Source organism: Rhizobium sp. BK376, from assembly GCF_004341625.1.
GTDB lineage: Bacteria > Pseudomonadota > Alphaproteobacteria > Rhizobiales > Rhizobiaceae > Rhizobium.
In genome coordinates this window covers 54,883-68,124 of record NZ_SLZG01000013.1, presented here as the reverse complement: position 1 = coordinate 68,124, position 13,242 = coordinate 54,883, and the positions used below count along the sequence as shown (strand labels likewise).

9 protein-coding genes are annotated in these 13,242 nt (G+C 59.7%); 5 read left to right on the top strand and 4 right to left on the bottom strand.

Annotated elements, in window-relative coordinates; genetic code table 11:
- Positions 1–96: 96 nt before the first annotated feature.
- The 3 genes from dinB to ligD all read right to left on the bottom strand — a co-directional run bounded on the left by dinB (position 97) and on the right by ligD (position 3,204).
- Positions 97–1,191, bottom strand: coding sequence for a DNA polymerase IV (gene dinB, locus EV561_RS24670; protein WP_132525437.1), 1,095 nt, complete (start codon positions 1,189–1,191; stop codon positions 97–99).
- A gap of 111 nt (positions 1,192–1,302) precedes the next feature.
- Positions 1,303–2,076, bottom strand: a complete 774-nt coding sequence (locus EV561_RS24665; RefSeq protein ID WP_132525435.1) for an SOS response-associated peptidase — start codon at positions 2,074–2,076, stop codon at positions 1,303–1,305.
- Positions 2,077–2,139: 63 nt separating this feature from the next.
- A complete protein-coding gene (gene ligD, locus EV561_RS24660; protein WP_132525433.1) occupies positions 2,140–3,204 on the bottom strand; it encodes a non-homologous end-joining DNA ligase in 1,065 nt (354 codons plus the stop codon).
- A 283-nt stretch (positions 3,205–3,487) separates the two neighbouring features.
- On the opposite strand from ligD, the gene EV561_RS24655 reads away from it, so the two are divergent.
- The 4 genes from EV561_RS24655 to EV561_RS24635 all read left to right on the top strand — a co-directional run bounded on the left by EV561_RS24655 (position 3,488) and on the right by EV561_RS24635 (position 10,471).
- Positions 3,488–4,240 (top strand): ImuA family protein, encoded by a 753-nt coding sequence (locus EV561_RS24655; protein ID WP_132525431.1) that lies wholly within the window; start codon positions 3,488–3,490, stop codon positions 4,238–4,240.
- On the top strand, positions 4,161–5,672 hold the full coding sequence (locus tag EV561_RS24650; RefSeq protein ID WP_165927902.1) for a DNA polymerase Y family protein: 1,512 nt from the start codon (positions 4,161–4,163) through the stop codon (positions 5,670–5,672). The genes EV561_RS24655 and EV561_RS24650 overlap by 80 nt, the downstream gene beginning before the upstream one ends.
- Positions 5,669–8,953: an error-prone DNA polymerase gene (locus tag EV561_RS24645; protein ID WP_132525429.1), complete on the top strand. Its 3,285-nt coding sequence runs from the start codon at positions 5,669–5,671 to the stop codon at positions 8,951–8,953. The genes EV561_RS24650 and EV561_RS24645 overlap by 4 nt, the downstream gene beginning before the upstream one ends.
- Before the next feature lie 621 nt (positions 8,954–9,574).
- Positions 9,575–10,471, top strand: a complete 897-nt coding sequence (locus EV561_RS24635) for a hypothetical protein (RefSeq protein ID WP_132525427.1) — start codon at positions 9,575–9,577, stop codon at positions 10,469–10,471.
- Positions 10,472–10,919: 448 nt separating this feature from the next.
- On the opposite strand, the gene EV561_RS24630 is transcribed toward EV561_RS24635, so the two are convergent.
- Positions 10,920–11,294 (bottom strand): NAD(P)-binding domain-containing protein, encoded by a 375-nt coding sequence (locus tag EV561_RS24630; RefSeq protein ID WP_132525425.1) that lies wholly within the window; start codon positions 11,292–11,294, stop codon positions 10,920–10,922.
- Positions 11,295–11,472: 178 nt separating this feature from the next.
- Here EV561_RS24630 and EV561_RS24625 point away from each other — a divergent pair, with 178 nt between their 5' ends.
- Complete coding sequence (locus EV561_RS24625) at positions 11,473–13,095, top strand: diguanylate cyclase (RefSeq protein WP_132525423.1); 1,623 nt, start codon at positions 11,473–11,475, stop codon at positions 13,093–13,095.
- Positions 13,096–13,242: the final 147 nt, after the last annotated feature.

Genomic DNA, 13,242 nt, shown 5'->3' with positions numbered 1-13,242 from the left:
AGCCAATATCAGCGCGGCCCGCAACCTATAGGCCGCACGTCTATGGCCACGGTGCAGAGGGCGAATCCGGCCGGCGTGATGACTTGGCCCTTCTCGCTACATCCCGAAATCCAATTGCGACTGTTCCTCATGGCCATCGTCGCCCTGATTGCTGGTGAACGATGATAGCGTCACGCCGAGCAGGCGTACCGGCCGCCTAAACGGATAGACGGTCGCAAGCAGTCCTGTTGCTGCTTCAAGGATCTCGTTGCAGTTGGCAAAGGGTAGGGTCGTGGTCTTGCTGCGCGTCGCCTGGGTGAAGTCGGAATACTTGATCTTCACCGTGACCGTCTTGCCGCTGAAACCTTTCGCCTCGCAATAACCCCAGACTTTCTCGGTCAGTGGCCTCAGCTCATTGGTCGCAAGATCGAGGTCGTCGATGTCCTCCGTAAAAGTGTCTTCGGCGCCGACCGATTTGCGAACCCTGTCCGGTCGCACCTGCCGGTCGTCGATCCCGCGGGCAATCCCATAGAAATAGGGCCCGGATTTCCCGAAATGTTCGACCAGGAACGGCAGTGACTTCTCTTTCAGATCGGCACCCGTCTCGATCCCAAGCCGCTGCATCTTGTCCGCGGTCGCCGGCCCGACGCCGTGGAACTTCTTGACCGCGAGCGCCTCGACAAACGCCGGACCGTTCTTCGGCGTGATCACCGCCTGGCCGTTCGGCTTGTTGAGGTCGGAGGCCATCTTGGCGAGGAACTTGTTGTAGGAGATGCCCGCCGATGCGTTCAGTCCTGTGACCGCCTTGATCTTCGCGCGGATCTCCAGCGCGATCTCGGTGGCGATCGGCATGCCTTTCAGGTTCTCGGTGACATCGAGATAGGCCTCGTCGAGCGACAGCGGCTCGATCAATGGCGTATATTCCGCAAAGATCTCCCGGATTTCCTGGGAGACGGCGCGATAGACCTCGAAACGCGGCTTCACGAAGATGAGCTCCGGGCATTTGCGGGCGGCCGTGACCGACGGCATGGCGGAGTGGACGCCGAATGTCCGGGCTTCGTAACTGGCCGCAGCGACAACGCCTCTTGCGGCAGCGCCGCCCACAGCGATCGGCTTGCCGCGCAGGTCTGGGTTATCGCGTTGTTCGACGGAGGCATAAAATGCATCCATGTCGATATGGATGATTTTCCGGACCTGAACAATGTCATTCATGATTGCAGCCGGAGACCCGAGCGATTGCCAAAAGAAACAAATAGAGAACATATCATTGTGGCCGCAAATCGCAACCACCGTTCTGCCGACGGTCGGCTTCGTTGGGGCGCGTTACAGCAAGCTACCCTGGTCGATCGGATCGCCGGATTTCGACACGATCGAGGACCCATAGGGTTCGCGTGAGGAAACCATCAGCGCGTCATTCGGCAACGGTCGGGCGAGATCTCTCGCCTCTTCCCAGGGCGCCCGCATCCAGGTGTCGACCTCTTCCCTGGTGAGCAGCAGCACGGGCATCGCCTTCTCGTGGATCGGCCTGACGATGTCATTGGGATCCGTGGTCAAGAACCCATAGAGGTCATCGGCGGTCAGGCCATCCCTGACCTTCCGCACACTCTGCCATTGCGGCACATGAATGCCGGCAAAGAACATCTGGGATTTCTCCGCGTCACGGGCAAACCAGGCATTCGGGACATTGCCGCCCTCTGTCTTGCTCGTCGGATCCGGTTCCGCGAAGCTGGTGACTGGCACGAGGCACCTGTTCTCGACACCGAACCAGCGCTTCCAATGAGGTAGGGTGAGCTTTCTGACATTGGTGACACCACGATCGGGTTCCATGCGAATGAGCTCGTCCATGTCGACGGCCTGGCCTTTGGCTCTCAGCTTGTCAGCCCGCGCCTCGGCTGCTGTCTTCTGGACGAAGATCGGCGAGGGAAGGCCCCAGCGCGCATGGACCAGTTGTTTCTTGCCGTCGGCGGTATTGCGGACGATCGGCCCCATCTGGTCGGGGTTCATCTGATAGGCCGGCATCAGGTTGATGAAGCTTTCGGCGTCCTGGGCCCATTTCGCGACCCAGTCCTTGTCTTCCATGCGATAAAGATTGCACATCGCCGCCCATCCACTCCGCGTGATCTCGATCGGAAGACAGTCTAGCGGAAGTCGCTGATTGCGCTAGTCGAGCCGAAAGACGTCGGCATTGTCCTGGTGCTCGCGCAGCCCTTTGTAGGATGCGTGGCGAAGCTTGCCGTCCGCCGTCCAGGCGCGAAACTCGATCTCGGCGATCAGTGTCGGCTCGACCCAGACGATATCGGCATTGCCGGAAGAGGGTACGGGCGGCTGCTTTCGCGTCCAGCGCAGCCTGTCCAGCATCTTCCGCAACTTGGTGGCCTCAGCTTCTTTGAAGCCAGTGCCAACGCTTCCGACGTCAACGAGATCGGCACCGCGATAGGCAGCAAGCACCAGCGAGCCGAACCCGCCGGGTGACGCCGCCGACATCTCATAGCCGACGATGAAGAAGGCCTCGCTCGCGACGCATTTGACTTTGACCCAGTCCCCGGTCCGACCGGAGCGATAGGGTTGATCGCGATGCTTTCCGACGATGCCTTCCAGACCGAGATCCCGAACATGCTCCAGCAGGATGGTGGGTTCGGCGTCGATGGCCTCCGACAGGCGGATGGCGCCGGATTGGCTGCCCTCATGGCTGTTCAAGCTATCCTCCAGAAAATGACGGCGTGATCGATATTCGACAGCGCGCAGATCGTGCCCATCGAGATAGAGGAGATCGAAGGCGTAAAGCACGGCGTCGGAGGCGCGGTTGCCGGCCGTTTTGCCGGATGCACCGAGCGATCTCTGCAGCAGCCCGAAATCAGGTCGTCCTTCCTCGTCGAGCACCACGGCCTCGCCGTCGATGATCATCGTCGCCGGCCCCAGCGCCCGGGCGGCTTCCGCGATCGTGGGAAAGCGATGCGTCCAGTCATGGCCGCCGCGGGTGAGGATCCGGACACCCTGCGGCTCGATGTGAACGGCGAGGCGATAGCCATCCCATTTCACTTCCCAGCTCCAATCGTCTCCCTCAGGCGGATGAGCCTTCAACAGCGCCAGCGCGGGTTCGACGCGCTCGGGCATGGGATCGAACAGCAGTTGCGGCTGGGCGGGATTGCGCTTCTGCCGCGGCCGCGAACGGATCGGAGCCTCGGTATCACTGAGGAGCGGTTTTGATCTCGGCGGCTTTGTCATCGCGACAGTTCAGCAAAGGGATTTAGGGCTTGTGTGACGATATAGGGTTTGTCCCCGCAATTCACATCGGACAGCGAACACGGTCGCGGGCGGCCGGAAAAAAATCTCAGCGGCGCTACCGGTTTGATTCTCATGGGCATTCCTTGGATTTCTAATGTTCAGGATAATTTTCCCATTCTCTCGACCGCTTGACTCTGGAATTGCGCAGGAACAAAAACAGAACATTCGCATTTGCACGACATGATGTCGGCCACCCGCACGACCTCGAAGGGAGCCGTGAACGATGACTGTTGCCCGTGAACGGGTCATGTCCGATTTGCGCGAGCGCATTGCCGCGCTGGACAGCGTGTCGGCCAGGAAGGCCGGCTGTCTCTCCTTTGGCGTGCCTGACATCGACGCGGTCCTGCCCGGCGGTGGTCTAGCCTATGGCGCCCTGCATGAGTTCGCGGGCGGTGGGCCGGGTACGGTGGATGGTGCGGCGACTGCCCTTTGCGTGGCGGGGATCGCGGCGCGCACCAAGGGTCCTGTCATCTGGTGCCTGACGCGGCCGGACCTGTTTTTTCCGGCGCTCGCCCAGGTCGGGTTGAAGGCCGACCGCGTTATCTTCGTCGAGTCCGACAAGGAGGAGGATGTGCTTGCCAATATGGAGGAGGGTCTCTCCTTCGGGGGCCTCGGCGCCGTCGTCGGCGAGCTCGTGCGCCTGCCGATGGTCGGCTCCCGCCGGCTGCAGCTGGCGGCCGAGAAAACAGGAACGATGGCGCTGGCCGTCCGGCGCTGGCGCCGACAGACGGAGGCAAATGATTTCGGGCAGCCGACGGCCTCGACGACACGGTGGCGGGTCAGCGTCATGCCGTCGGAGGACTTGCCGGTGCCAGGTGTCGGCAGACCGCAATGGTTCCTGGAATTGATGCGCGTGAAAGCGGGTGAATGTGCTGAGTTTCTCGTGAGGGCGTGCGATGACAAGGGTCGTCTCGATCTATCTTCCGGATCTGCCGACGGATCGGATTCGTCGCGCCGATCCCGCCATTCCGCCTGACCAGGCCATCGCCGTGATCGCCAAGAGCGGGTCGAAGCGCTGGGTAGCGGCAGCCGACGCGGCCGCTCGCAAGGCCGGCGTCCATATCGGCATGCCGGCGGCCAAGGCGCAGGCGCTGTTGCGTGGATTGATGCTGGTCGATGCGGATGTGGTAGCTGACGCGGCATCCCTGGAGCGCATCACGCTTTGGGCGCTGACGATCTATTCTCCTGTTGTCGCCGTCGATGGCGTCGACGGGATCGTCATCGATACCGAGGGCGCCGATCACCTGCAGGGGGGGGAGCTTGCCATGGTGACGAAGATCGCCAATCAGTTCCTTGCAAGGAAACTGACCGCGCGTGTCGCTGTTGCCGATAGCTGGGGTGCGGCGCATGCCTGCGCCCGTGCGATCAGCCGGGAGACGGTGATTGTTCCGAGCGGGGAAACGGTACGCGCCGTCGAAAAGCTGCCAGTATCGCTGCTCCGCCTTCCGACAAAAGTCGTCAGCGATCTGCGCATGCTCGGCTTCCAGACGATCGGCGAGTTGGCCAACACGCCGCGCGCCCCCCTGACGCTCCGCTTCGGCCCGGAAATCGGTCGCCGGCTCGACCAGATGTTCGGCCGGGTTTCGGAGCCGATCGACCCGATCCGCACCGCAGACTTGATCGAGGTTTCCCGCGCTTTTGCCGAGCCCATCGCGGCAGCGGAGACCATCGACAAATATGTCGGCCGGCTGGTCGTGCAACTGATCGAGGAACTGCAGCGTCGCGGCCTCGGTGTTCGCCGCGCCGACCTGATCGTGGAAAAAGTCGATGGCACGCGACAGGCGATCCGTGCCGGCACGGTCAAGCCGGTGCGTGACGTCGCCTGGCTGACGAAACTGTTTCGCGACCGGACAGAAAAGATCGAACCCGGTTTCGGGATCGAAAAGCTGACGCTCGCCGCCGTCATGGCCGAGCCGCTGGAGGAGCACCAGGCGTCCTCAATGCTGGCCGAAGACGAGGTCGCCGATGTCACGCCGCTGATCGATATCTACGGCAATCGCGGCCAGCGCGTCTATCGCGTCGCACCCGTTGCCTCCGATGTGCCGGAGCGCTCCGTCCAGCGGATCAGCGCCGTGGCCGACCCGATCGGAGTCGCCTGGGTCAGCCATTGGCGCCGGCCGGTGCGGTTGCTGGCACGTCCCGAACTGATCGAGGCCATCGCGCTGCTGCCGGACCGGCCGCCGGTCTCGATCGTCTGGCGTGGCACGCGCCGCAAGGTGATGCGGGCCGATGGTCCGGAGCGGATTTTTGGCGAATGGTGGCAGCGCGACGCCGAGATGGAAGCGGTGCGCGACTACTTCATTGTCGAGGACGAGCGGGGCGAGCGTCTTTGGATCTTTCGCTCCGGTGATGGCATCGACCCCGCGACCGGCAGCCACCGCTGGTTCATGCATGGAATTTTCGCATGAGCTACGCCGAGCTGCAGGTCACCACCCATTTTTCCTTTCTGCGTGGCGCCAGTTCGGCGCAGGAGCTGTTCGAAACCGCCAAGGCTCTTGGCATCGAGGCCCTTGGCGTCGTCGATCGCAATTCACTGGCGGGGATCGTCCGGGCGCTGGAGGCGTCGCGTGCCACGGGCTTGCGTCTCGTCGTTGGCTGTCGGCTGGATCTCGCCGATGGCATGTCGCTGCTCGTCTATCCGACCGATCGCGCTGCCTATTCCAGGCTGACCCGTCTCATCACACTGGGCAAGTCTCGCGGCGGCAAGAACAACTGCATTCTGCACTGGGACGATGTCGTCGCCTATTCCGAGGGGATGATCGGCATTCTGCTGCCGGACCTCGCCGACGACACCTGTGCCGTCCAGCTGCGCAAGATGGCCGAGGTGTTTTCCGATCGGGCCAATGTGTCGCTTTGCCTGCGACGTCGTCAAAACGATCAGCTGCGGCTGCATGAGATGTCCAATCTTGCCCACCGGTTCAAGGTGAACACGGTCGTTACCAATGATGTGCTGTTCCATGAGCCGGGGCGCCGACAGTTGCAGGATATCGTCACCTGTATCCGCACCCATACGACCATTGACGATGTCGGCTTCGAGCGCGAGCGTCATGCCGATCGATACCTGAAGCCGCCCGAAGAGATGGCGCGTCTGTTTCCGCGATACCGGGAGGCGCTCGCACGCACCATGGAGATCGTCCGCAGGTGCAGGTTTTCGTTCGAAGAGCTGACCTATCAATATCCCGAGGAGGCGATCGTTCCGGGCAAGGATGCCCAGGCCTCTCTCGAGCATTATGTCTGGCAATGCGTTCCCGACCGCTACCCCGAGGGACTGCCTCCTGATGTCCTGAAAACCGTGCGTCACGAGCTCGATCTCATCCGCACGATGAAATACGCGCCGTATTTCCTGACCGTCTTCTCGATCGTGCGCTATGCGCGCTCGCAAGGCATCCTCTGCCAGGGCAGGGGTTCGGCCGCCAACAGCGCCGTCTGCTATATTCTCGGTGTCACCTCGATCGATCCCTCGACCAACGATCTCTTGTTCGAGCGTTTCGTTTCCGCTGAGCGCGACGAGCCGCCGGATATCGATGTCGATTTCGAACACGAACGGCGCGAAGAGGTGATCCAGTGGATCTACCGAACCTATAGCCGGGAAAAGGCGGCGCTCTGCGCCACCGTCACCCGCTACCGGGCGCGCGGCGCGATCCGCGACGTCGGCAAGGCGCTTGGCCTGCCCGAAGACGTCATCAAGGCTTTGTCCTCCGGCATGTGGTCCTGGTCGGAAGAGGTCTGCGACCGCAATGTCCGCGAGCTCAATCTCAATCCCGACGATCGCCGTCTCGTCCTGACCCTGAAACTTGCCCAGCAGTTGATGGGTGCGCCGCGTCACCTCGGCCAGCACCCTGGTGGTTTCGTGCTGACCCATGACCGGCTCGACGATCTCGTACCGATCGAACCCGCCACGATGAAGGACCGGCAGATCATCGAATGGGACAAGGACGACGTCGAGGCGTTGAAGTTCATGAAGGTGGACATCCTGGCGCTCGGGATGCTGACCTGCATGGCCAAGGCCTTCGATCTGATCCGGCAACACAAGAACCGTGACCTCGACCTGTCGAGGATCGAGCAGGAGGATCCCGCGACCTACGCGATGATCCGCAAGGCCGATACGCTTGGCACCTTCCAGATCGAGAGCCGCGCTCAGATGTCGATGCTGCCGCGCCTGAAACCGCGGACCTTTTACGATCTGGTCGTGCAGGTCGCCATCGTCCGCCCCGGACCGATCCAGGGCGACATGGTGCATCCCTATCTGCGCCGGCGCGAAGGCAAGGAGAAAGTCGAATATCCGACACCGGAGCTAGAGGCGGTGCTCGGCAAGACGCTTGGCGTGCCGCTGTTTCAGGAAAGCGCCATGCGGGTGGCGATGGTTTGCGCCGGCTTCTCGGGCGGCGAGGCAGATCAGCTGCGCAAGTCGATGGCGACCTTCAAGTTCACCGGCGGTGTCTCGCGCTTCAAGGACAAGCTTGTCTCCGGCATGGTGAAAAACGGCTACACGCCTGAATTCGCCGAGAAGACATTCAGCCAGCTCGAAGGCTTCGGCTCCTACGGTTTTCCCGAAAGCCATGCGGCAAGCTTCGCGCTGATTGCCTACGCCAGCAGCTTTGTGAAGCGGCACTATCCGGATGCTTTCTGCGCCGCGCTCCTGAATTCGCAACCAATGGGATTTTACGCGCCTGCCCAGATCGTTGGCGACGCCAGAGCACATGGTGTCGACGTGCGCCCGGTCTGCGTGAACCGCTCCCGATGGGACTGCACGCTGGAACCCATCGGAGATTCAGGACGGCATGCGGTCCGGCTTGGCATGCGCATGGTGAGAGGACTGGCCGTGGCCGACGCTTCGCGGATCGTCGCGGCCCGCATGGATGACGTCTTCGAATCCGTCGACGATATGTGGCGACGGTCGAGTGTTCCGGCAGACTCACTCGTAAAGCTCGCCGAGGCCGACGCATTCCTGCCATCACTTCAACTCGAGCGGCGGGATGCATTGTGGGCCATCAAAGCATTGCGCGACGACCCGTTACCGTTGTTTGCAGCTGCTGCAGAGCGCGAGGAGCGGGCGATCGCCGAGCAGCAAGAGCCCGAGGTCGCCCTCAGGCAGATGACGGAAGGCCATAACGTCATCGAAGACTACGCTCACGCGGGGCTGACCCTTCGACAGCATCCGCTCGCGTTCCTGCGGCGCGATCTGACCGACCGGAACATCGTCACTTGCGCCGAAGCCATGAATGCGCGTGACGGTCGCTGGTTGATGACGGCCGGTCTTGTTCTCGTCCGCCAGCGGCCAGGCTCGGCGAAGGGGGTGATTTTCTTGACGATCGAGGACGAAAGTGGGCCGGCAAATTGCGTGATCTGGCCGAAGCTCTTCGAACGTCGGCGTCGTGTGGCCCTTGGCGCGTCGATGATGGCGATCAATGGCAAGATTCAGCGTGAGGGGGAGATCGTGCATCTGGTTGCCCAGCAGATATTCGACCTCTCGGGTGACCTAACTGGATTGGCTGACCGGGATGTCGAGTTCAGGCTGCCAACGGGAAGAGGTGACGAATTTGCGCACGGCACGCCAGGCGGTGCCGACACAAGGACGCCCAAGCCTCGGGATATCTTCATACCGTTATGCCGAATTCGGCATAAAGGAATTTATCCCGCGCCCGAGACTATGCCGAGCGAGTTTCCTAAAGCCCGCGATTTTCGATAGACCCAGATTCTAAGCTCGGCATATCTACACGCTCAACCCAGCCATACTTGCATGCCCATCTGGCGATCAAGGAGGCGGAACTCGCGAAAGTTGTCCCCTTCGGCGACCAAACTCATCGGCGCTTCAAGGCGGACGATAAGTTGTTGTCGTTTCTCGACAAACTCTAATCGGATTTCAATTTGGTGATGCCGCGGCGCGAACCGCGGCATCAAATCCTAATTCGTAGGTTCAAGCATCGATGCATTGGGCGCATGTCGCCCGAAGCGGACCACAAGCCTACCGTTTGGCGTTAAGCTTCACGCCATGGTGGCAATTTAGCTTCTACCCAGAGAACGCACAGTATCGCCCAGCGTTTTGATTTCCAGTTTCGTGAGTTGGATTGTCGGGGAACACCGCTGTATGCGCTTCAAGATAGTGAGATTAACAGTAGTAGCTGCGGCAATTGTCCTATGCGTCGCTGCTGGGCGGGAAATATGGTCATTTTGGTCGTTTTATCAGTTGGTGACGTATAGTAAGGAGCCGACCATCACACAATCTGGTGGGGCAAATGCGCCGCGATTAGTCCTTCAAGCGGTGATTCCATCGAAAGTTTCGCCATCGCAATTACGATGGAATTCTGCGATGCCGAATTTAGTAGCTTATAGCTACGATGGCGTTCGTTCCTATCGCTCAGACGGTTCATTGAATTTTCAAGGCGAACTTCCTTCACCTTTCACCTTTCACGAGATGCTTGACGCGAAGCGCGTCGTGACACCCGGCGGCGACGACAACGACACCGCATTTACGGTGACTGATCTCGCAGATGGTCGAACTCTCTTCAAGGGGCCACGGCGTGGCGATATTTCGGAAAGCCTTTCGAAAGCGACGGTGGTCTTTTCACCGTCACCGGACGGCTCGATGTTGGCCGTCGGCTATAGCGCGCTGGCTCCTAAGGAGTCGGTCATTGTCTATGACACCGCAGACTGGCACGTACTCGCTAGTTTTGAATTGCCTGACGAGAGCCGCCCTGGCATCGGGCTGATGCAGTTCTCCGATGATGGATCGGTTCTCGTCGTTCCGCTCGCTGATAACGCCATCGTCGCCAATCCTCGCCTAAGTGACAAGTTCAAGATATTTTCGAGCTCCTTGAATTACGGCTACTCTTTAAGTCCAGACGGAAAGCTTGTCGCTGTTTTGGAGGCCATTTCGGCAGATAGAGATGCGATCCATATACGTCGAATCGAGGACGGCGCATTGCTCGCCAGTCATTCTCCCGCCTGGGTCGGCGACGATTGCGCCGACCATATTGCTGAATGCGGGGTGAGTTTGCCCATACTTTGGAGCAACGATCAGCGCGGCCTCGTTTTTCCCGACGGCTGGGATACAATCCGCATTTGGCGGCCCTTTAGCGGAGACACGGCCGACGCCATTATTCATATCAGCTACTTTGCTGGGGGACTGGCGATTTCGCCGAACGGAAGTCAGATCGCGGTCGCAGACTTGCACTCGGTCGACCTTATCCACATCACAGCGCACTAGCTCGAAAGGAGTTCCGAGAGCTTCATTGAGACGAGCTGGTCACTTCCGCTGTTGGCATTCCAGCCGAGTACACATCAAGAGACTATGCCGAGCTTAGAATCTGGGCCTATCGGAAATCGCGGGCTTTAGGAAACTGGCTCGGCATAGTCTCGGGCTCGGGATAAATACCCGATTTGCATATCGACACGCTGAAGGTGAAGACGCGGAATTTTCATTGAAGATTAGCGCTGTGAGCAGGTCGTCGGTTCAAATTGCTTCAAGAGCAAAAAACGACAGAAAGGCCCTTGTTCCCAACTTCATAGTCTCAGGCTTGCTTCCATCAAATGCACTTCTGTGGATTTGTCGATTAAAGCCATCTGACGCAGGTGTTTCACAGCACTGTCGGCTTGACGCGGCACCTATGAGGCAAGAAACTGATGATGCCGGGAAATAGACATGGGCGGCGCCCTCAGGCATGCCGATCCTCGATCGGTGCGATCCTGCCGTCGCGTTGTTGCGGGTAATAGTTGCCAGTGTCGACCACGACGACTTCCGGGCTGACGCCGTCGAAAAGATCCTTCGTTAAATTCGGGACGCTCGACTCTTGGATCGTTACGATTATCACATCTCCGCTACGAGCAGCTTCATGTGCGGTTACCGCTGTCGCTACTGTTTCCGCAGCTAGCTCGGCAAGTGATTCGGGGCGGCGTGAATTGGCGACGAAGACCTTGTGGCCAACTGCCGCTAAGCGACGGGTCAAGGTACCGCCAATATAGCCGGCGCCAAAAACGCCGATATTCATGTAGGTGTCCTTCAAGGAGCTAATCGAATCTGGATTAAGCATATGGGCTGCACTCTCGGCGTGGCAAAACACGCACGTTCACAGATGCTTGAACGCTCTCAACTCGAGCATAAGCCATTCGAGAAACCTTTTGCGGAATCTTATTCTATTCCTTTACTATCGGTCCATAGGGTGACGGGGCAAAAGACATTCCGAAACGATCAGGTGACCAGAGATACCGATGCTTGTCGAGGATATTGAGGTGCTTCTGGAGACATGTCCGATGTCGGCGCTCCTAGTCGACACAGACGGCGCGATTGTTTTCGCAAATCTGAAAGCCCGCAACTTGCTTGGCTACGGTGGTGAACTGCTGGGGATCGCCATACCTGACCTGATGCCGGCCTGGCCGTTGGCTCCAAGGTCGTTTTGCGAAATCAGGGATTCCAGCGGCCATATGATCCCCCATCGCGTGAAGGTACTGACTTGGCCATCATCGGTCGGAGAGAACACGATTGTCCTCATCGAACCCACGGATGAGGACCAACCGGGCCTGGGAGCCAGTGAAGCGAATCTTCGTCTTCGATATGTGATTGAAATGCTCCCTGAAGCGGTATGCGTCTTCGATGCGAGTGATCGATACGTCTTGTGGAACGAAAAATATGCCGAGCTCTATGCCGACATTGCCGAATATCTGGCGCCAGGTATTTCTTTCGAGGACTTACTAAAGAGGAGCCTCGCAGGCGGGAACATGGGGGAGGTCGTAGTCGACAAGAATGAGTGGCTGCGCGAACGCATGCAGAAATTCCGTCAGCCCGTTTCCCAAGAATTGCAGCAACTGCGAGACGGCCGGTGGCTTCGCCATGACGATCGGCGTACTCCGGACGGCGGTGCAATCGGCATGCGCATCGACATCACCCAACTGAAGCAGCGCGAGGAGTGGCTCCATCAGTTGTTCGACGCCAATCCGATGCCGATGCTTCTATGCGATGGCAACAGCTTGCGAATTCTGGAGGCGAACCGGGCAGCTGTCGAATTTTACGGTTTCAATGAATCAGTCCTGCTGTCCAAGCGGGCCTGCGACATGCATGTCGATGTCGAGGCCAAGCGGTTTGCAAACGCTCTCCTCGACCTTGATTGCGATTGCGACGCGAAAACCGTCTGGTTGCAGCATACAGCCATCGGCAGGGAGCGGCATGTCATGATCTACGTCCGCCTGCTCCATGACGGTCCCGAGCGCCGGCTTCTACTGACCATTGCAGACGTCAGCGAGCGGATTCTCGCGGAGGCGGAGGCCAGCCGTCTGGCTCACCACGACGTCCTGACCGGATTACCAAACCGCATGCAGTTCTACAAAGCTCTGGACCGGGCTCTGTCATCACGCAGTGGCGGCGATATCACGGTCTGCTGCCTCGATCTCGATGGCTTCAAGCCGGTCAACGATACCTTTGGGCATGCTGCCGGCGATGACGTGCTCAAGATCGTCGCCCAGCGCCTGCAGGCGGAGGCGCAGGGCTACATGGTTGCCCGTTTGGGTGGCGACGAATTCGCGATTCTGTTGGTCGGGAGCAAGAATAAAGCAGTTGGTTTGGTAGAGCGGTCCATTAGCGCGATCAGCAGGCCTTTCCTGATCAAAGGGCTGTCGATCACCATCGGGATCAGTATCGGGATCGCGACTGCGCAGGCGGATGGGGTGGACGGCGAGGCGCTCGTTCAAGAGGCAGATCGAGCGCTCTACCACGCCAAGGCCGACGGCCGGAACATCTGGCGGATGGCTTCAGCCGAAGGCTCTGCTAGGGAGCGGGCTGACAAGCCGGTTTCATCAATGGAGATCAGTTTTTCCGGATCGAGATCGAGATGGCCGTGAAGCCGACTGCTCAGTCAAGACAGAAACGTCAGCTAGTGGCACGAGCCACCTGACCTTGCAACCCTAGCGACTTGACAACAATTTGGGAATGATCTGGGGCTGACATGGAAAGCCAATGATGGTCGGCTCATACAAGCCTGACAGATG